Source organism: Microbacterium arabinogalactanolyticum, assembly GCF_030268005.1.
GTDB classification, from domain to species: Bacteria; Actinomycetota; Actinomycetes; order Actinomycetales; family Microbacteriaceae; genus Microbacterium; species Microbacterium arabinogalactanolyticum.
In genome coordinates, this window is record NZ_BRZC01000007.1 from 437,745 (window position 1) to 457,464 (window position 19,720).

General features: G+C 69.4%; 17 protein-coding genes. 8 read left to right on the plus strand and 9 right to left on the minus strand.

The window, feature by feature from the left end:
* Window positions 1-86 precede the first annotated feature (86 nt).
* The 4 genes from MIAR_RS13595 to MIAR_RS13610 all read right to left on the minus strand — a co-directional run bounded on the left by MIAR_RS13595 (window position 87) and on the right by MIAR_RS13610 (window position 3,638).
* On the minus strand, window positions 87-938 hold the full coding sequence (locus tag MIAR_RS13595; protein ID WP_285636938.1) for an ABC transporter permease: 852 nt from the start codon (window positions 936-938) through the stop codon (window positions 87-89).
* A complete protein-coding gene (locus tag MIAR_RS13600) occupies window positions 931-1,722 on the minus strand; it encodes an ABC transporter ATP-binding protein (RefSeq protein WP_285636940.1) in 792 nt (263 codons plus the stop codon). Before MIAR_RS13600 ends, MIAR_RS13595 begins: the two co-directional genes overlap by 8 nt.
* Complete coding sequence (locus tag MIAR_RS13605) at window positions 1,719-2,825, minus strand: ABC transporter substrate-binding protein (RefSeq protein WP_285636942.1); 1,107 nt, start codon at window positions 2,823-2,825, stop codon at window positions 1,719-1,721. Before MIAR_RS13605 ends, MIAR_RS13600 begins: the two co-directional genes overlap by 4 nt.
* Window positions 2,826-2,939: 114 nt before the next feature.
* The gene (locus tag MIAR_RS13610; RefSeq protein ID WP_285636945.1) at window positions 2,940-3,638 is read right to left on the minus strand and encodes an MBL fold metallo-hydrolase; all 699 of its coding nucleotides are present in this window, start codon (window positions 3,636-3,638) and stop codon (window positions 2,940-2,942) included.
* Window positions 3,639-3,712: 74 nt separating this feature from the next.
* On the opposite strand from MIAR_RS13610, the gene MIAR_RS13615 reads away from it, so the two are divergent.
* Window positions 3,713-4,273 (plus strand): TetR/AcrR family transcriptional regulator, encoded by a 561-nt coding sequence (locus MIAR_RS13615; RefSeq protein WP_285636948.1) that lies wholly within the window; start codon window positions 3,713-3,715, stop codon window positions 4,271-4,273.
* Between the two features lie 3 nt (window positions 4,274-4,276).
* Here the strand turns inward: MIAR_RS13615 and MIAR_RS13620 are convergent, their stop codons facing one another.
* A complete protein-coding gene (locus MIAR_RS13620; protein ID WP_285636951.1) occupies window positions 4,277-5,728 on the minus strand; it encodes a helix-turn-helix domain-containing protein in 1,452 nt (483 codons plus the stop codon).
* A 130-nt stretch (window positions 5,729-5,858) separates the two neighbouring features.
* Between MIAR_RS13620 and aceB the strand changes: the two genes are divergently transcribed.
* The 6 genes from aceB to MIAR_RS13650 all read left to right on the plus strand — a co-directional run bounded on the left by aceB (window position 5,859) and on the right by MIAR_RS13650 (window position 13,119).
* A complete protein-coding gene (gene aceB, locus MIAR_RS13625; RefSeq protein ID WP_285636953.1) occupies window positions 5,859-7,532 on the plus strand; it encodes a malate synthase A in 1,674 nt (557 codons plus the stop codon).
* Window positions 7,533-7,560: 28 nt separating this feature from the next.
* Complete coding sequence (locus MIAR_RS13630; protein ID WP_285636955.1) at window positions 7,561-9,156, plus strand: isocitrate lyase; 1,596 nt, start codon at window positions 7,561-7,563, stop codon at window positions 9,154-9,156.
* Between the two features lie 107 nt (window positions 9,157-9,263).
* Window positions 9,264-9,728, plus strand: coding sequence for a ribonuclease E activity regulator RraA (gene rraA, locus MIAR_RS13635; protein ID WP_285636957.1), 465 nt, complete (start codon window positions 9,264-9,266; stop codon window positions 9,726-9,728).
* Window positions 9,729-9,871: 143 nt separating this feature from the next.
* Window positions 9,872-10,558: a FadR/GntR family transcriptional regulator gene (locus tag MIAR_RS13640; protein ID WP_285636960.1), complete on the plus strand. Its 687-nt coding sequence runs from the start codon at window positions 9,872-9,874 to the stop codon at window positions 10,556-10,558.
* 190 nt (window positions 10,559-10,748) lie between these two features.
* Complete coding sequence (gene ald / locus MIAR_RS13645; protein ID WP_285636964.1) at window positions 10,749-11,840, plus strand: alanine dehydrogenase; 1,092 nt, start codon at window positions 10,749-10,751, stop codon at window positions 11,838-11,840.
* Window positions 11,841-11,901: 61 nt separating this feature from the next.
* Complete coding sequence (locus tag MIAR_RS13650; RefSeq protein ID WP_285636967.1) at window positions 11,902-13,119, plus strand: pyridoxal phosphate-dependent aminotransferase; 1,218 nt, start codon at window positions 11,902-11,904, stop codon at window positions 13,117-13,119.
* Window positions 13,120-13,214: 95 nt separating this feature from the next.
* Here the strand turns inward: MIAR_RS13650 and MIAR_RS13655 are convergent, their stop codons facing one another.
* From MIAR_RS13655 to MIAR_RS13670, 4 genes are read right to left on the minus strand one after another with little or no spacing between them, the layout of a single operon-like run.
* On the minus strand, window positions 13,215-13,613 hold the full coding sequence (locus tag MIAR_RS13655) for a VOC family protein (RefSeq protein WP_285636970.1): 399 nt from the start codon (window positions 13,611-13,613) through the stop codon (window positions 13,215-13,217).
* 38 nt (window positions 13,614-13,651) lie between these two features.
* Entirely contained in the window at window positions 13,652-14,794 is a 1,143-nt protein-coding gene (locus MIAR_RS13660; protein WP_285636973.1) for a UDP-N-acetylmuramate dehydrogenase, read from the minus strand.
* Window position 14,795: 1 nt separating this feature from the next.
* On the minus strand, window positions 14,796-15,197 hold the full coding sequence (locus MIAR_RS13665) for a MaoC/PaaZ C-terminal domain-containing protein (protein ID WP_285636974.1): 402 nt from the start codon (window positions 15,195-15,197) through the stop codon (window positions 14,796-14,798).
* Window positions 15,197-15,658, minus strand: coding sequence for an FAS1-like dehydratase domain-containing protein (locus MIAR_RS13670; protein WP_285636977.1), 462 nt, complete (start codon window positions 15,656-15,658; stop codon window positions 15,197-15,199). The genes MIAR_RS13665 and MIAR_RS13670 overlap by 1 nt, the downstream gene beginning before the upstream one ends.
* Window positions 15,659-15,853: 195 nt before the next feature.
* On the opposite strand from MIAR_RS13670, the gene MIAR_RS13675 reads away from it, so the two are divergent.
* Window positions 15,854-19,624, plus strand: a complete 3,771-nt coding sequence (locus MIAR_RS13675; RefSeq protein WP_285636980.1) for an NPCBM/NEW2 domain-containing protein — start codon at window positions 15,854-15,856, stop codon at window positions 19,622-19,624.
* Window positions 19,625-19,720 lie beyond the last annotated feature (96 nt).

Consider the following 19,720-nt stretch of genomic DNA (forward strand, 5'->3'; position numbering starts at 1 on the left):
CGGATGTCGATGGATGCTGTTTTCGGGTACGCCGAGGGAACCCGAGGGCGCGGGACGCCCGGGGACGGAGGGGTGGATGCGGTGGGTCAGCCCTTGGCGGTGACCTCGCCGTCGCTCCACCACAGCAGGCGCCCGCGCACCAGGGCGAGCAGCACGATCAGCAGCACGCCGGTGATCGCGAGCAGGGTGATGGCGCCCCAGGTCACGGGCAGGTTGGCCTGCGCGGCCGAGGTCGTCACCAGCGAGCCGAGACCCGCCTGCTGGCCGGCCGCCACGAACTCGGCGACCGCCGCGCCGACCACGGCCATCGGCAGCGCGATGCGCAGACCCGCGAACACGTACGGCATGCTGCCGGGGAAGCGCAGCTCCCGGAAGATCTCCCAGCGGCTGGCGTGCAGCGTGGTGAACACGTCGAGGGCGCGCTGGTCGACGTCACGCAGACCCGCGAGCGAGTTCACGAGCATCGGGAAGAAGACCACGAGTCCGGTGACGATGAACTTCGGGACCATGCCGAAGCCGAACGCGACGACGAGCGCGGGGGCGATCGCGACGATCGGGGTGACCATCACGATGATCACCAGCGGCATCACGGCCCGCTCGATGATCTGGAACTCGGTCATCACCACCGCGAGCAGGAATCCGGCGAGGATGCCCGCGGCGGCGCCGACGACGACCTCGAGCAGGGTGACGAGGAAGTTGGACCAGTACATCGACGCGTCGCCGATCAGGCTCGCGCCGATGTCGCCCAGCGAGGGGAGCACGTAGGGGTTGGTCCAGGCGATGACCTGCCAGAGCACGGCAGCGATCACGAAGGTGATCAGGGTCGGCACCCAGGAGCCCCAGCGCAGCCACGGCGGCATCCCCCGGCGCGGTCCCGCCGCACGGGCGGTGGCCGCGGCGATCGTCGCGGTCGTGTCGCGGATGGTGATGTCAGACATGAGCCCTCTCCATCTGTGCGCGCAGGGTGTCGCGCACGGTCCTCTCCAGGTCGCGGTACGCGTCTGTCGCCCAGGCGTCCTCCCCGCGCGGGCGGGGCAGATCCACGTCGATGATCTCGGCGATGCGGCCCGGGTGCGCGGCCATGACGACGATGCGGTCGGACAGCATGATCGCCTCGGGCACGGAGTGCGTGACGAACATCACCGCCTTGCGGTTGGACTGCCAGAAGTCCAGCAGCGCCATGCGCTGCAGGTCGCGGTTCATCTCGTCCAGCGCAGAGAACGGCTCGTCCATCAGCATGATCGCCGGGTCGAACACGAAGGCGCGGGCGATGGCGGCGCGCTGCTGCATGCCGCCCGACAGCTGGCCGGGGTACTTCTTCACGGCGTGGCCGAGGCCGAAGGTGGACAGCAGCCGCTCGGCGTCGCCCACCTGCCGGCTCCCGCCCGCCTTCCTGTTGATGCGCAGGGGGAGCTCGACGTTCTCGAGCACGGTCTTCCAGGGCAGCAGAGCCGGCGACTGCGGGACGAGACCGATCTTCTTGTCCCGGGATGCCGCTGTCACGCTCTCGCCGTCGATGGTGACGGTGCCCTCCTCGGCGTCCAGCAGGCCCGCGACCACCTTCAGGAGCGTCGACTTCCCGCATCCGCTCGGTCCGATCACCGAGACGAACTCGCCCATGCCGATCGTGAGGTCGATGTCGTCGAGCACGGTCACCTGCCGGCCGTCGACGCCGAAGCGCTTGGTCACGCCGCGGACCTCGACACCGGCGCCGGGGGTCACTTTCCGGCCTCCGGCCAGATCAGCTCGTCGCCGTCGTAGAGGTCCGCCACGAGCTCGGTGTCCATCATGTCGGCGATCTTCGGGACCGACTTCACGTTGCCGTACTTCTCGACCAGCCTGTACTCGGGCTCCCACATGGCCTCGGTCTGCACGCCGGGGTGGCCGCCCTTGCTGGCGCGCACCCACTCCGACTCGACGGCCCAGGTGCGGGCGAGCTGCTCGCGCGGGAACGCGGCGCCCTGGTTGTTGTCCTCGGCGAGCTTGGCGAGCTTGTCGATGCAGGCGTCGCTCTCGTCGAGGCAGTACTGCAGGGCCTTCAGGCTGGCGCGCATGAAGTCGGCGGCGACCTCGCGGTGCTCCTTGAGGAAGCGCGAGTTGACCTCCATGACGTTGTAGGTCCCCTCGACGCCCTCGTCCTCCGGGAGGAACTCGCTGAACGGCAGGTTCTGCGCCTTCAGCGACTGCGGCTGGTTCGACGCGTAGCCGACGATCGCGTCGACCTGGTCGCGCACGACGACGGTGGGGTCGTAGTTGGTCATCTTGACCATCTCGACCTTGGACGCATCCACTCCGGCGTTGTCGAGCATGGCCGACGCGATCGGGGTGAGGTTGATGAAGTAGCCGAGGGAGCCGCCCTCGAGGTCCTTGAGGCTCTTCAGCTTCTCGTTGCCGAAGATCGAGAACGGCGAGGTGGTGCCGTAGGTGGCGACCGCCGTGAGGTTCTTGCTGTTGGCGGCCGCGAGCATGACGTCGGATGCCGAGCCGAGCGCCGTGAACTGAGCCTGGCCGGATGCCACGAGCTGCTGCCCGTTCGCTCCGGAGGCGTTGATCTCGACCTTCAGGCACAGGTCGTCGAAGTAACCGAGCTCCTGAGCGAGGAAGACGTCGAGCTGCCCGGCGCTGGCCGAGTAGCCGTAGCCGGAGATGTAGGTGATCGTTCCGGCATCCTGATTCCGCTGGCAGGCGTCGGCATCGACGGCCGCCTTGTCGGGAGCGGTTCCGCCGGCGCTGGACTGTGCGGCGCAGCCGCCCAGAGCCAGTGCGGCTGTGAGAACACACGTCAGGGTGGCGGCAGTGCGGAATCGGGTTTCAGCGTGAGCCATGGGGGTCCCTTCTCGGCCGTTCGTCGTTGATGGCTCGTTGAAAGTAACATAGTCAAGATTGACTATGCAAGAACGAACGAGTTTTGACGACGAACGACCGGGACCCTGCCGCGATCAGCCGGCGAGCGCCGCGATCAGCTGATCGGCGGTGCCGGTGAACTCCGGACCGTGGCCAGGCAGCATCCGGCGCTCGGGAAGCCCGCGCAGCCGCTCGAGACTCACCGGCGTCTGGTCCGGCGCATCGCTGAACGGCCCGAGCGCCACCGCCTGCACGCCCGTGAGCACATTGCGCGTGGTCACGGCGTCGCCGAGGAAGACGGCATCCGCCGCGGGAACGCGGATGGCGACCGATCCGGCCGAGTGGCCGGGCAGGCCGATGACCTCGGGGCGACCAGGCAGGTCGAGCACGTCGCCGTCACGGAAGGTGCGGACCTCGCCGAGATGACGCGTGCGCAGCGCACCACGGCGGATGCCGGTCGCGAGGAAGCGGAGGGTGGCGCCGAGCCGCCACGCGCCGCCCGCGGCGTGGGACTTCTCCTCTCCCCTGGCCCGCGCGGCATCCGCCTCGTGCACGTGCACGGGCACGCCGTGCTCGGCACGCAGCCACTCCGCGATGCCGATGTGGTCGCTGTCGCCATGGGTCAGCACGACGCCGCGGATGTCGGCGACGTCGTGGCCCGCAGCCCGGAGCGCCTTCTGCAGGGCGCGGCGATCGCCGGGCAGTCCGGCGTCGATGAGCGTGATGCCCTCGTCGGTCGAGATCGCGTGCATGGCGACCAGGTCGTCGCCGATTCGGATGAGCTGTGCGTTCATGTTGGCTACATTACGTAGCCTTGATGGCTAATGTCAATAGCCTTATGATCGAAGGACGAGGACAGGGAGGCCGCATGCCCGCACCGCTGCGCGTGAGCCAGGAGCGCCTGGTGCACGCCATCCGCGAGATCGCCGAGCGTGACGGCATCGACGCCGTCACGATGAGCTCGGTGGCGTCCGCCGTCGGCATGCGCACGCCGAGCCTGTACAAGCGGGCCGCCCACCGCCACGATCTGCTGCGGCTTGCCGCAGGCGACGCCGTGCGCGAGCTCATGACCGACATCTCCGAGCTTCCGGCGCACGATTCCGCCGGCGCACTCACCGTCCTCGCGCGCACGCTGCGTGCCTACGCCGCCCGCGCACCGCGCGTCTCGGCGCTGATCTTCGCCGCCCCCTCCGCACAGGCCGACCCGACCCCGGCATCCGCCGAGCCGCTGCTCACCGCGCTGATGACCGCGATCGCCGCCGCCGTCCCCGGAGACCCTCTCCCAGCCGCACGCACCTTCACCGCCTGGATCTTCGGCTTCTGCACCATGGAGCAGGCCGGCGCCTTCCGTCTCGGCGGCGACGTCGACGAGGCGTTCGAGTTCGGACTCGACGCCCTGCTGGGCGCCATCGGTGCGCGACGCGGCTGACGATCAGCGCGGGGCGTGCGCCTCGAGGAACTCGTACACGTCGGTCGTGTCGACGCCGGGGAACGAGCCGGTCGGCAGCGTCGCCAGCAGAGTGCGCGGGGTGCGCACGTTCGGCCAGGACTGCTCACGCCAGCGCTCCTCGAGCTCGGCGGGCGCACGCCGGCAGCACACCTCGGCGGAGTGCTTGGACACGCCCCGATTGGTCGTGTCGCGGCCGACGAACCACTTCGTGTCGTCGAAGCGCACGCCCACGCTCACCGAGTGCAGCCCCTCACTGGAGGGCTCGACCCGGGCCGTGCACCAGTAGGTGCCGTTGCCGGTGTCGGTGTACTGGTAGTACGGGTTGAAGCGATCCTCCACCTCGAACACCTCGCGGCTGGTCCAGCGCCGGCAGCACATCTGCCCCTCGATCGAGCCCAGGCGGTCGGTGGGGAAGTTCACGTCGTCGTTCTCGTACGCCTTGGTGATCGTGCCGGACTCGTGCACCTTGAGGAAGTGCACGGGGATGTCCAGATGCCGCGTCGCGAGGTTCGTGAAGCGGTGCGCGGCCGTCTCATAGGACACGGAGTAGGCGTCGCGCAGATCCTCGACCGAGATCGCGCGACGGGACTTGGCCTCCTGCAGCACGGGGACGACGTGCGACTCCGGCACGAGGATCGCCCCGGTGAGGTAGTTGGTCTCCACGCGCTGCCGCAGGAACTCGGCGTAGCTTCGGGGTTCGCCGTGGCCCAGGATGCGACTGGACAGCGCCTGCAGCACGGCGGTGCGGGCGTCGCCCTTCGCCTGCACGTTGCCGGAGAGGTACAGCCGGCCGTGCGCGAGGTCGGCGACGCTGCGGGTCGTCTGGGGCAGATCGTTCGCATAGTGCAGCGTGAAGCCGAGATGCGCGGCGATCTCGGATGCCGTGCGCTGCGTGATCGGCCCGCCGGGATGCCCCACCGCTGCGAGGATGTCGGCCGCCTGGGCCTCCAGATCCGCGAAGTAGTTGTCCTGACTGCGCATGAGGTGCCGCAGCTCGACGTTGGCCCGCCGCGCCTCCTCCGGGGTGGCGGCCCGTTCGTCGCGCAGCCGCTCGATCTCGCCGTGCAGGGCGAGCATCGCGGCCAGCGCCTGATCGGGCATCGACTTGCCGATGCGGAAGGCGGGGATGCCGAGCGCCTGGAACGTCTGGCCCTTCATCGCGCGCTCCAGCGCGATCTCCATCGTGCTGCGCTCATCGAGCGGCTCACCTTCGAGCAGCGCGTCGATCGTCGCGCCCAGGGCGCGGGCGATCGACTGCAGCAGGGTGAGCTTGGGCTCGCGCTTCCCGGTCTCGAACATCGAGACCTGACTGGGCGCGCGGTCGATGCGCGTCGCGAGCTCCTCGAGGGTCATCCCCTGCGCGGTGCGGAGCTGTCTGATCCGCCGCCCGATCGTGAGGGCGTCGGACTCTTCTGGGGCATCCGTGCTGGCCATGGGGGCAAGTGTGTCACAGAAACAGAAATTCCAGAAAACTTCTCCCCAGAAATGGTCAGTTGGCACCTGAATCTTCACCCACAGTGGATGACAAGCCACCCGGCATCCCATCTCACGGAGGAGACAGATCATGAGCATCGCCACTGCCGCACAGACCGACCAGATCAGGATCGTCGACACCGTCGCATCCGCCCGACCCGAGCTCGGTCCCGCGCTGCGCATCACCGGGCCCCTGAACGACCGGTTCGACGAGATCCTGACGCCGGATGCCCTGGCGTTCCTCACGGAGCTGCACCACCGCTTCGCCGGGCGCCGCCTCGACCGCCTCGCCGACCGGATGCGCCGCCGCTTCGAGATCGGCAACGGCCACGACCCCCGCTTCCGCGAGGACACCGCGCACATCCGCGAGGACGCCGACTGGCGCGTCGCCGGTGCCGGCCCCGGCCTGGAGGACCGCCGCGTGGAGATCACCGGCCCCACCGACCCCAAGATGACCATCAACGCCCTCAACTCCGGCGCCCGCGTGTGGCTGGCCGACCAGGAGGACGCCACCAGCCCCACCTGGGGCAACGTCATCGGCGGTCAGCTGTCGCTGCGCGACGCGATCCGCGGCGAGCTGACCCACACCAGCGCCGACGGCCGCGAGTACCGCGTCACGGCGGAGCGCACCCCCACGATCGTGATGCGCCCGCGCGGCTGGCACCTCGGCGAGAAGCACATCGACTTCATCGACCGCACAGGTCGCACGCTGTCCGCATCCGGCTCCCTGGTGGACTTCGGCCTGTACTTCTTCCACAACGCGCAGGCGCTGATCGACGCCGGCCGCGGCCCGTACTTCTACATCGCCAAGCTGGAGTCGAGCGAGGAGGCGCGGCTGTGGAACGACGTCTTCTCGTTCAGCGAGGAGTACATCGGCATCCCGCACGGCACGATCCGCGCGACCGTGCTGATCGAGACGCTGCCCGCCGCGTTCGAGATGGACGAGATCCTCTACGAGCTGCGCGACCACTGCGCAGGGCTCAACGCGGGCCGCTGGGACTACATCTTCTCGATCATCAAGAACTACCGCGGCCGCGGTGCGCGCTTCGTGCTCCCCGACCGCAGCGAGGTCACCATGACCGTGCCGTTCATGCGGGCCTACACCGAGCTGCTGGTCAAGACCTGCCACCAGCGCGGGGCCCACGCCATCGGCGGCATGAGCGCCTTCATCCCGAACCGCCGCGACCCCGAGGTCACCGAGCGCGCCCTGGAGAAGGTGTCCGCCGACAAGCGGCGCGAGGCCGGCGACGGCTTCGACGGCACCTGGGTCGCCCACCCCGACCTGATCCCGGCCGCGCAGGCGGAGTTCGACGCCGTGCTCGGCGACCGCCCGAACCAGATCGACCGGCAGCGCGACGACGTCCACGTGACGGCCGCTCAGCTGCTGGACCTGCGCATCGGACGCCCGATCACCGAGAAGGGCGTGCGCGACAACGTGTCGGTGGCCATCCGCTACATCGAGGCATGGCTGCGGGGCCTGGGCGCCGTGGCTCTCGACGACCTGATGGAGGACGCCGCGACCGCCGAGATCAGCCGCTCCCAGGTGTGGCAGTGGATCCACCAGGACCGCCGCACCGAGGAGGGCGACCTGATCACCGCCGACTACGTCGAGCGCCTGATCACCGAGATGCTCGCGCAGACCCCGCGCACCGAGGGCGACCGCTTCGACGACGCCGCCGAGGTGTTCCGCGAGGTCGCCCTGCACCCGGAGTTCCCCGCGTTCCTGACGCTCCCGGCATCCCGCTTCCTGACCGAGACCGACTGACGACCCGCCCCACTGAGAAGGACATGACATGACTCACTACCAGGACGACATCGCCGCCATCCAGGAGCTCAAGGACGCGAACGGCTCCGCATGGAACGCCATCGACCCCGAGTCGGCCGCACGAATGCGGGCGCAGAACCGCTTCCGCACGGGCCTCGAGATCGCGCAGTACACGGCCGACATCATGCGCCGCGACATGGCCGAGTACGACGCCGACTCGTCGGTCTACACCCAGTCGCTCGGCGTCTGGCACGGCTTCATCGGGCAGCAGAAGCTGATCTCGATCAAGAAGCACCTGAAGTCGACGAACAAGCGCTACCTGTACCTGTCGGGATGGATGGTCGCTGCCCTCCGCTCCGAGTTCGGACCGCTCCCCGACCAGTCCATGCACGAGAAAACGGTCGTCCCCGCGCTGATCCAGGAGCTGTACACGTTCCTCCGCCAGGCGGATGCCCGTGAGCTCGACCTCCTGTTCACCCAGCTGGATGCCGCGCGTGCGGCCGGAGACGAGACCGCGGCGGAGTTCATCCAGTCCCAGATCGACGGTTTCGAGACGCACGTCGTGCCGATCATCGCGGACATCGACGCCGGCTTCGGCAACCCCGAGGCGACGTACCTGCTCGCCAAGAAGATGATCGAGGCGGGCGCCTGCGCCATCCAGATCGAGAACCAGGTCTCGGACGAGAAGCAGTGCGGTCATCAGGACGGCAAGGTCACGGTTCCGCACGAGGACTTCATCGCGAAGCTCAACGCCGTCCGCTACGCGTTCCTCGAGCTCGGCATCGACAACGGGATCATCGTCGCCCGCACCGACTCGCTGGGCGCCGGCCTCACCCAGAAGCTCGCCGTCAGCCGGACGCCCGGCGACCTGGGCGACCAGTACAACTCGTTCCTGGACGTGGAGGAGATCGGCGAGGCCGAGCTGGGCGACGGCGACGTTGTCATCAAGCGCGAGGGGAAGCTGCTGCGGCCGAAGCGCCTGGCGAGCAACCTCTACCAGTTCCGTCAGGGCACGGGCGTCGACCGGGTGGTGCTGGACTGCATCACCTCGCTGCAGAACGGCGCCGACCTGCTGTGGATCGAGACCGAGAAGCCGCACGTCGAGCAGATCGCCGAGATGGTCGACCGCATCCGCGAGGTCGTGCCGAACGCCAAGCTGGTGTACAACAACAGCCCGTCGTTCAACTGGACGCTCAACTTCCGGCAGCAGGCCTACGACCAGCTCGTCGAGCAGGGCCAGGACGTCTCCGCGTACGACCGCGACAAGCTGATGAGCGTCGACTACGACGACACCGAGCTCGCCCGCATCGCCGACGAGAAGATCCGCACGTTCCAGCGCGACGGATCCGCCCGAGCCGGCATCTTCCACCACCTGATCACCCTGCCGACGTACCACACGGCCGCGCTGTCGACCGACAACCTCGCCAAGGGCTACTTCGGTGACGAGGGCATGCTGACCTACGTCCGCGACGTGCAGCGCCAGGAGATCCGCCAGGGCATCGCCACGGTCAAGCACCAGAACATGGCCGGCAGCGACCTCGGCGACAACCACAAGGAGTACTTCGCCGGCGACGCCGCTCTGAAGGCCGGCGGCCAGCACAACACCATGAACCAGTTCAGCTGACACAGCTGCACGACCGTGGAACGCCTGCACGACCGATTCGCCGAGTCGGTCGTGCAGGTGTTCCCGCGTCGTGCATCTGTACCGCCCGCGCATCCGAAGGAGACCCCATGATTTCCACCGCCGACCTCTACGACCAGCACGGCGACGCCCTGCAGTCCCTCCCTCTGCAGCTGCGCTCGTTCGGCGGCCTGCTCCGCTTCGAGGGCCCCATCCGCACCGTGCGGTGCTTCCAGGACAACGCGCTGGTGAAGCAGATCCTGCAGACGCCGGGCGACGGCGCGGTGCTGGTCGTGGACGGAGCCGGGTCTCTGGAGACCGCGCTGATGGGCGACATGATCGCGCAGAGCGCCGTGGACTCGGGCTGGGCCGGCGTCGTGATCAACGGATGCGTGCGCGACAGCGTGGCGCTGATCGGGATGCCGCTGGGCGTGAAGGCACTCGGCACCAACCCGCGCAAGAGCGCGAAGGAGGGCGCAGGAGAGGTCGACGTCGTGGTCGGGTTCGGCGGCGTGACCTTCCGCCCCGGCGCACTGCTGCACGCCGATGAGGACGGCATCCTCGTCGAGCGCTGAGCGCGATGCGCGCGCATTGTCGGGCGGCCGGATGACTGGGTAGTGTGCTGATGAGATCACGTGGTGGTCTGCGCGGGCGCCTCGACCTCATCGACGCCCGCGGCGGTCGGCTTCGATGACCGTCTCACTCCCGGGAGGACCCCATGCGCCCCATCCCCCGCCGGTCGCTCGTCGATGAGGCCATCGAGCAGCTCCGCGAGCAGATCGACGACGGCAGCTGGCCCGTGGGGCATCGTCTGCCCGCCGAGGCCAGGCTGGCCGAGGAGCTCGGCATGAGCCGGGCATCCGTCCGCGAGGCGACGCGCGCACTCGTGCACGCGGGCCTGCTCTCCTCCCGTCAGGGCGACGGCACCTTCGTGATCGCCACCGACGAGGCCGATGTGGCCCTGCGCCGGCAGCTCGGCGCCTCCGAGGTCGTCGAGGTCATCGAGGTGCGCCGCGGTCTGGACATCGCGGCCGCGCGAGCCGCCGCCCTCCGCCGCACGGACGGCGACCTCGACCGGCTCGCCGGCATCCTGCAACGCCGCCGTCGCGCTGCCGAAGAGGGCGACGAGGCTTCCTTCGTGCAGGCCGACGTCGACTTCCACGTCGGGCTGGCGGATGCTTCGCACAATCGCACGCTGCGCGAGATGTACCGCAGCTTCTCGGCGGTGATCGGTTCGACCGTCGAGCTGAGCGACTGCCGCGTCCCCGGCAGCATCGAGCTGTCGCACGACCATGAGGATCTGCTGGACGTCGTGCGCGCGCAGGACCACTCCGCCGCGGTTCGGGCGGCGCTGCGCATCCTGGACGCCCAGGAATCCGCAGTCCGCAACCGCCAGCGCGACTGACGCCTCCGCCCCCGCCGGGAAGTGCCGGGTCGCTGATCTGCGCGACCCGACTGCTCCAGATGCCGCTTTGGACGAAGAATCTGTCTTCTTTGCCCCTGATCCTGAATATTCTTCGGATCCTCCCCCGCAGGCCCGATGTTTCTGCGATTCTCTTCTACGCTCTGCTGTCACCCACGCACCTGGAGAATCAATGAGGATCGGCGTACCCACCGAAATCAAGAACAACGAGAATCGCGTCGCGCTCACCCCCGCCGGCGCCGATCGGCTCGTGCACGAGGGCCACCGCGTCCTCGTGCAGTCCGGCGCAGGACTCGGATCGCGCATCACCGACGAGGCCTACCTGGCCGCCGGTGCGGAGATCGTCTCCTCGGCTGAGGAGGCGTGGGGCGAGGCGGACCTGCTGCTGAAGGTCAAGGAGCCGATCGCTCAGGAGTACGGGTTCCTGCGTCCCGAGCTGACCCTTTTCACCTACCTGCATCTCGCCGCCGACCGGGCTCTCACCGGCGCGCTCGTCGATGCGGGCACCACGGCCGTCGCCTACGAGACCGTGCAGCTGCCCGATCGCAGCCTGCCGCTGCTCGTGCCGATGAGCGAGATCGCCGGTCGCCTCTCGGTGACCGTCGGCTCGTACTCGCTGATGCGCTCCAACGGCGGCCGCGGAACTCTGCTCGGCGGCATCGCCGGCACCCCGCGCGCCAAGACCGTGGTGATCGGCGGCGGGGTCGCGGGCGAGCACGCCGCCGCGAACGCCCTGGGCCTGGGCTCGAAGGTGACCGTGTTCGACATCTCGCTCCCCCGCCTGCGCGAGCTCGAGCACCGCTACGGCGGCGCGCTCGAGACCCGGGCATCCAGCCGCTACGACATCGCCGAGGAACTCGCCACGGCCGACCTGGTGATCGGATCGGTGCTGATCCCCGGCGCCGCGGCGCCCAAGCTCGTCACCGACGAGATGGTGGCGGGGATGAAGCCGGGCTCGGTGCTGGTCGACATCGCCATCGATCAGGGCGGATGCTTCGAGGGCTCCCACCCCACCACGCACGACGACCCCACCTTCGCCGTGCACGACTCGATCTACTACTGCGTGGCGAACATGCCGGGCGCCGTGCCCGAGACCGCAACCCGGGCGCTCACCAACGCCACGCTGCCTTATGTGTCGGCGATCGCGGGCAAGGGCTGGGACCGCGCGGCATCCGACGATGCCGCCCTCGCCAAGGGCCTCAATGTCAAGGATGGCCGGATCACCCTCCCGGCAGTCGCCGAGGCGCACGGTCTCGCCGCCTGATCGTCCGGGGCGCGGGTCAGTATTCCGTTCTGCTGATCCGCGCCCGCGTACGATGGATGCCGTGACCGAACGCGCACCACTCTCCCGCAAGCTGTCCGCCATCGCCGAGTCCGCCACCCTGAAGGTGGATGCCAAGGCCAAGGCCCTCAAGGCTGAGGGCAAGCCCGTCATCTCCTACGCGGCCGGCGAGCCCGACTTCGCAACCCCGCAGTTCATCGTGGACGCTGCGGCCGAGGCTCTCGCCGATCCGGCGAACTACCGCTACACCCCCGCCCCCGGCCTTCCGGCGCTGCGCGAGGCGATCGCCGCGAAGACGCTGCGCGACTCGGGGCTGGAGGTCTCCCCCAGCCAGGTCATCGTCACGAACGGCGGCAAGCAGTCGGTGTACCAGGCATTCCAGACCGTGGTGAACCCGGGCGATGAGGTGCTGCTGCCCGCCCCGTACTGGACCACCTACCCCGAGGCCATCCGCCTGGCCGACGGCATTCCGGTCGAGGTCTTCGCCGGTGCCGATCAGGACTACAAGGTCACCGTCGCCCAGCTCGAAGCCGCGCGCACCGAGCGCACCACCGTGCTCGTGTTCGTCTCGCCGTCCAACCCCACCGGCTCGGTCTACTCCGCGGAGGAGACGAAGGCCATCGCCGAATGGGCGCTCGAGCACGGGATCTGGATCATCTCCGACGAGATCTACCAGAACCTCACCTACGACGGCGTGAAGGCCACCTCGGTGGTGCAGGCGCTGCCCGAGGTCGCGAACCAGACGATCCTCGTCAACGGCGTGGCCAAGACCTACGCGATGACGGGCTGGCGCGTGGGCTGGATGGTCGGCCCCGCGGATGCCATCAAGATCGCCGGCAACCTGCAGTCCCACCTGTCCAGCAACGTGAACAACGTCGCGCAGCGCGGCGCGATCGCCGCGCTGAACGGCCCCCAGGACGAGGCCGAGCAGATGCGCCAGGCCTTCGATCGCCGTCGCCGCCTGATCGTCTCGGAGCTGTCGAAGATCGAGGGTCTCGTGGTCCCGACCCCCACCGGCGCCTTCTACGTGTACCCCGACGTGCAGGGGCTGCTGAACCGCACCTGGACCCGCCGCGACGGCAGCACCGTGACGCCCACCACCTCGCTCGAGCTCGCGGACTTCATCCTCGACGAGGCCGAGGTCGCGGTCGTGCCGGGCGAGGCATTCGGCCCCTCCGGCTACATCCGCATGTCGTACGCGCTGGGCGACGACCAGCTGCTGGAGGGCGTGCAGCGCCTGCAGAAGCTGTTCGCCTCCTGACGCCCTCTTCGCGCCGACACCCGCTTTCCGTCGACGCCCCCAGGCACGGACTCCCGCGCCTGGGGGCGTCGTCGTCGGAACCGGTGCCCGCGTCGTCAGCCCTGGTGGCCGATCAGCCAGCGCACCCCGTGCCGGTCGACCAGTGTGCCGTCGGAATCACCCCACGAGCGCTTCTGCAGCGGGTCGATGACCTCGCCGCCCGCGGCGAGCGCGTCGAACCACCCCGCGAGCGTGTCCGGGTCGGCGGTGCCGAGCAGCGAGAGGAACATGCCGCTCATCGCCACCGAGTCCTCGCCGGTCGCGGCATCCGCTCCCGCCAGCTCGACCGGGCCGTTCACCAGCATCCCGTGCGCGATCGCGTCCTCGGGACCGTCGGTGCGCCCTGCCTGGGCGTAGGTGAACATCTGCAGCTCGCCGCCGAAGATCGCGGCGTACTGCTGCAGCGCCTCGGCCGCGTCTCCGGGGAACAGCAGGTAGGGTATCAATCCGCTCATCCGGCGAGCCTACGCAGGATGGGTCGCGATCACCAGACCTACAGCTCCACCCCCACGAGCACGGGCTCCGGCTGCAGCAGCAGGCCGAACTCGGAGTGCACGCGGCTCTGGATGAAGCGGGCCAGCTCGCTGAGCTCCGCCGCATTCGCCCCGCCCCGATTGGTCAGCGCGAGGGCGTGCTTGGTGGAGACGGATGCTCGCGACCGGGGCAGCTTGAACGCCTTGCCGATCCCGGAGTGCTCGATCAGCCAGGCGGAGCTGACCTTGACGAGCCCCTCCGGGCGGTCGGCGCGCGGCGTGAGCCCGTAGTAGTTCTCCAGCGGGATCACCGTCATCGTGTCGAGGTCGGGCTCGACCGGCCAGCGCGGGCACTCCGGCGGCAGGGTGCGGGCGACGTGCTCGGGCACGATCGCGTTCTGGAAGAACGATCCGGCGCTGTGCGTGTCGGGATCGTCCTCGTTCAGCAGCATCCCCTTCGCCGCGCGCGTGGCGAGGATGCGAGTGCGCACCCACTCCAGCGGCACCGGGTCGAAGCCTTCCAGGCCCAGAGCCCGGCGCAGCTGCTCGCCGCGGATGACGCGTCCGGCATCGCCCGTCACGGCGAGATCCAGCGTGACGGACGTGATCACGGCTCGCCGCTGCGGGACGCCGCCGTAGTGATGCTTGAGCACCGAGGTGCGGAAGCCCAGTCCCAGTTCGGCGGCCGGCACGACGACCGGAGCGCTCGCACCCTCGTCGATCAGCTCCACCTCGACGAGGGTCTCCTGGATCTCCTGGCCGTAGGCGCCGACGTTCTGCACGGGTGCGGCCCCGACGGTGCCGGGGATGCCGCTCATCGCCTCGATGCCCGCATAGCCGCGCGCCACGGCGTAGGCGACCAGGTCGTCCCAGCCGTGCCCGGCCTGCGCACGGAGCCGGATGCGACCCTCGTGCGGAGACGGGAGCTCCTCGATGCCGGAGGTCAGGATGCGGATCACCGCGCCCTCGAAGGGCTCGTCGCCCACGAACAGGTTCGACCCGCCGCCCAGCACGAACCACTCGTCCCCGGTCGCCCACACCTCGTGCAGCGCGTCGACGAGCTCGGCGGTGGAACTGGCATCCAGCATCCGCTCCGGAGCAGCTCCGGTGCGCAGGGTGGTCAGCTGCCGCAGCGGGATCGGGGTGACCTCTCGCGACGCCATGTCAGAGCGCGACCCGCAGCTGCGCCTTGACGAGCACGGTCGTCTCGGCCGCCTTGACCGTCAGGTCGATGCGCGCCGAGGTCTCGTCCACGGCGCCGACCTTCGCGAGCACGTGCACGTCGGCGCCGTCCTCCGGGTCGACGACGACGGGCTTCGTGAAGCGCACGCCGTAGTCGATCAGCCGCGCGTCGGCGGGAAGAGCGGCGACGACGACGGAGGATGCCAGGCCCATGGTCAGCATCCCGTGCGCCAGGACACCCGGCAGGCCGACTGCCGCCGCGACGTCGTCACGGTAGTGGATCGGGTTGAAGTCGCCGGATGCCCCGGCGTAGCGCACCAGCGACTCGCGCGTCAGGTGCACGGTGCGCTCGGCGATCACGTCGCCCACGGTGAACCCGGCCATCAGGCGTCCTCTCCCTCGGAGTCCGAGCCGACCAGCAGCACGCTCGTCGCGGTGACGACGTGCTCGCCGGCCGCATCGGTGATGGTCGCGTCGCTCGTGATCATCGCGTTGCCGCCGAGCGCGCGGATGCCGGTGACCGACAGCTGCGCGGTGAGCTCGTCACCCGCGACGATCGGGCGCGAGTAGGTGAAGCGCTGCTCCGCGTGGATGGTGCGAGCCAGCACGATCCCGGAGTCGGGCTCGGCGAGCAGCTGCTGCAGCGTGAGGTCCTGGATCACCATCGCGAAGGTGGGCGGAGCCACGACGTCCGCGTAGCCGGCCGCCTGCGCGGCTGCGAGGTCGGTGTGCTGCGGAGCGTCGGCGAAGACCGCGCGCGCGAACTCGCGCACCTTCTCGCGGCCGACGAGGTAGGGGGCCGTCGGCGGGAACTCCCGGCCGACCAGATCGTTGTTCACGGGCACCCTTCGATCCTATCCGGGGCCGCTGGGCGTCGCGGCCTGCGCGCCACCGTGGGAATTCTGCTGTGCGAACACGAGCGGACCCCTTGACCATCAGCCAGCTCATTGATTAAATGCGATTGTTTCTGCCATCGAACGATCAGAATCACTCACCACGAGGAGACGATGAAGTTGAACTCACCATCCTGCCGCCCGCGCTTGCGTGCGCTCGGCCTCGCCATCGCCCTGGGGGTGTCCGGCATCGGGATCGCCGGCACCGCATCGGCGGCATCGGCCGCATCCGTCGCCCAGACGGTGGCGAAGACGTCCTCCGCCCCCACCCCGATCACTCCCCGACCCGCCGCTCCCGAGGTCCCCGTCGACTCGACCGGCACCTCGATCGGCTCGATCACGGACGTGCAGCGCGACGGAGCGTCTGTCACCCTCACCGCCGAGCACGGCGCCATGCGCGTGACCTTCCTCGAGGACGGCACCTTCCGGCTCGAGGCCGACCCGAGCGGTTCCTTCACCGATCCCGCGAACACCCCGGAGGGCGATGCGGCACGCACCGCCGACATCGTGGTAGGTGCGAAGACATTCGGCGGAGCGGATGTCGCGGTCGCCGACGGCGACGTGATCCGCATCGCGTCGAAGGCCGTCACGGTCTCGGTCGACCGCGCCACGGGGGCCGTCTCAGCGACCCGCGCCGACGGCTCGACGATCTTCGCGGAGTCCGCCGCGATCACGTTCGGCAAGAGCTCCGCCACCCAGCACCTGAAGGGCCAGAAGGGCGAGCAGATCCTCGGCGGCGGCATGCAGAACGGCCGCTCGATCCACACCGGATCGGTCATCAACATCGCCAACAACTTCGACTGGGACGACGACGGCTACCCGAACGCGGTGCCGTACTACATGTCCTCCGAGGGCTACGGCGTGCTGCGCAACACCTTCGCGAAGGGCACGTACGACTTCGCGCAGCACACCACCACGCACCAGGAGCGCCGGTTCGACGCGTACTACTTCGTGGGCGACTACGAGCAATCCCTCGAGTCGTACACGCAGCTCACCGGGCGGCCGATGATGCCGCCGGTGTATGCGCTGGAGTACGGCGACGCGGACTGCTACAACCGCTCCAGCCCCACGTACACCGGCACCAGGACGCCGTCGAAGCTGCGCACCCCGCAGGCGCTCGACGTCGCCAAGGGCTTCGTCGAGAACGACATGCCCGCCGGCTGGATGCTGGTCAACGACGGCTACGGCTGCGAGTACCAGGAGCTGCCGGAGACCATCGACGCCATCCAGGAGCAGACCGATCTGAAGACCGGCCTGTGGACGCAGCGCTCGCTGGACAAGCAGGAGTACGAGGTCGGCGAGGCCGGTGTGCGGCTGCGCAAGCTCGACGTGGCGTGGGTGGGCAGCGGCTACCGTCTCGCGCTCACCGGCTGCGAGGCCGCCCACGACGGCATCGAGAAGTACTCGGATGCCCGCGGCACCGCGCTCATGGTCGAGGGCTGGGCCGGCTCCCAGCGCTGCGGCATGCAGTGGACGGGCGACCACTCCGGAAACCTCGACGCCGTGCGGTGGCAGATCTCCGCGCTGACCGGCGCCGGCAACTCGGGCCTCGCGTTCTCCACGGGTGACGTGGACGGCATCTTCGGCGGCTCGCCGGAGAGCTACGTGCGCGACCTGCAGTGGAAGGCGTTCGCCCCGGCTCTCTACTCGATGAGCGGCTGGGCCTCGGTCGACAAGCGGCCGTGGCTGTACGGCGACGAGGCGACGAAGATCAACCGCAGCTATCTGCAGCTGCGCCAGCGCCTGATGCCGTACATCTACACGCTGGCGGCCGAGTCCCACCGCTCGGGGCTGCCCATGATGCGCTCCCTGGCACTGGAGCACCCGAAGGACCCCGGCTCGTACAGCGTCGAGGCGAACAACGAGTTCCTGCTCGGCAGCGATTACCTGGTCGCCCCGGTCTTCACGAAGACCGACGTGCGCAACGGCATCTACCTGCCCGCCGGATCCCAGTGGGTGGACTTCTGGACCGGGGCCGCGCACGAGGGCGGACAGGTGCTGAACGGGCACCCCGCCCCGCTGGACAGGCTGCCGATCTTCGTGCGCGCCGGAGCGGTGGTGCCACAGGGCATCACCGCCCGCAACGCGTCGCTCGTGCCGGCGAACTCTCCCGTCACGCTGTCGGTGTTCCCGCAGGGCGAGAGCTCGTTCTCCCTCTACGAGGACGACCAGGTCACCCGCGCCTACGCGGGCGGCGCCTCCAGCACCCAGAAGTTCACGGTGCAGGCACCGGGCGCAGGCAAGAAGGGCTCCGTCACGATCGGAATCGGAAAGCGCGCCGGCTCTTACGACGGCAAGGCCGAGGCCCGGCCCTACGTGATCGAGGCGCACACCGGCTCCGCTCCGGCCAACGTGTCGATCGACGGCAAGGGCCTGAAGCAGGCGGCGTCCCGCGAAGCGCTGGATGCCGCCACGTCGGGGTGGTTCTTCGACGCGGAGGACGCCGGCGGCGTCATCCGCGTGAAGGTTCCCGCCCTCTCCTCCTCCGCATCGGCCGAGGTCGTGCTCGCGGCGACCAGCGCCGTCGGCGGACGGGACGCCGACCTCACCTCGGCATCCGTCTCGGTGACTCTCGACGATCGCGTGTTCCAGGGCGACACGACCTCGGTGGAGGCCACCTTCCGCAACACCGGCACCAAGAAGAAGGAGAACGTGACCCTCACCCCGCAGCTCCCCGAGGGCTGGTCGCTGGTCTCCGCGAAGGGCGACAGGGCCTCCCTGGTCGAGCCCGGCGCCTCGGTGACCGCCACCTTCGAGGCGAAGGTCACGGATGCTGCTGCCGCCGACCTGCAGACGGTGAGGGCGGTCGCCGACTACACCGCGCAGAAGACCGCGCAGCAGGCGTCCGGGGCGAACCAGATCTACGTCGCCTACGGGTCGCTGGCCGGTGCGTACAACGCCGACGCGGTGACCACGATCGACACCGCGAAGGCCGGGGACTTCGACGGCGGCGGGGCCACGTTCTCGGCCGAGGCGCTGGCGCGGGCCGGCGTCGCGCCCGGATCGACTGTCACTGTCGGCACCGGTGAGGCGGCGATCGCATACACGTGGCCGAACCCGTCCGGCGCGAAGGACTCGGTCTCCCCGGCCGGGCAGACCGTCGCGCTGACCGGCAAGGGCACGCACCTCGCGGTGCTGGCCTCCGCCGCATCCGGCGGCGGCGTCAACCCCGCGCTCGAGCTGCACTACGCCGACGGCACGGTCTCGAAGCAGAACGTGTTCTTCCCGAACTGGCTGCCGCAGGCATCCGGACTGGGCGGCGCCAGCGTGGCGATCACGAGCCTCGGGCGCAACAGCGCGACCAATCCGAACGTGTACGAGTACCCCACCGGCAGGTACCAGGTGTACTCGAACCTCGTGCGGCTGAACCCGGCGAAGGAGCTCGCGTACGTCGTGCTGCCCACCGAGAGCCGGCTGAAGATCTTCGACTGGAAGGTCGTCGACCAGCCGATGCCGCCGGCGCCCTCGGGTACGGTCTACGCATCCGACCTGAACTGGATCAGTGCGACCAACGGCTGGGGCGTGATCGGCAGGGACGTCGCCAACAAGGACTCGGCGACCTCGCCCGATCTTCCGCTGGCGATCAACTACATCGATCCGGCGACCGGTTCGAGCCCGACCTACGAGAAGGGCCTCGGCGTGCACGCCGCATCGAAGGTGACGTACTATCTCGGCGGCAAGTGCTCGAGCTTCACGGCATCCGTCGGTCTCGAGAAGGACTTCGCCGGCAACGTCATCTTCACGGTCGACACCGATGGGACCAACCGCTACCAGTCCCGCACGTTCACGCCGGGCTTCGCGCCGGAGGAGGTGAACGTCGACCTCACGGGGGTGCAGTACATCGACCTCAACGTGACCGCTCCGGGCAGCATCAACGGTGCCCACGGAGTGTGGGGAGACGCGCTGTTCCACTGCTGATCCGTCGGATGCGGGCGGCGTCTCTTCCGGGAGGCGCCGCCTGCGCCGTGTCCGGGGCATGCGCCCGCGGCGAGCGCCGCCCGGGCCCACCGGGTC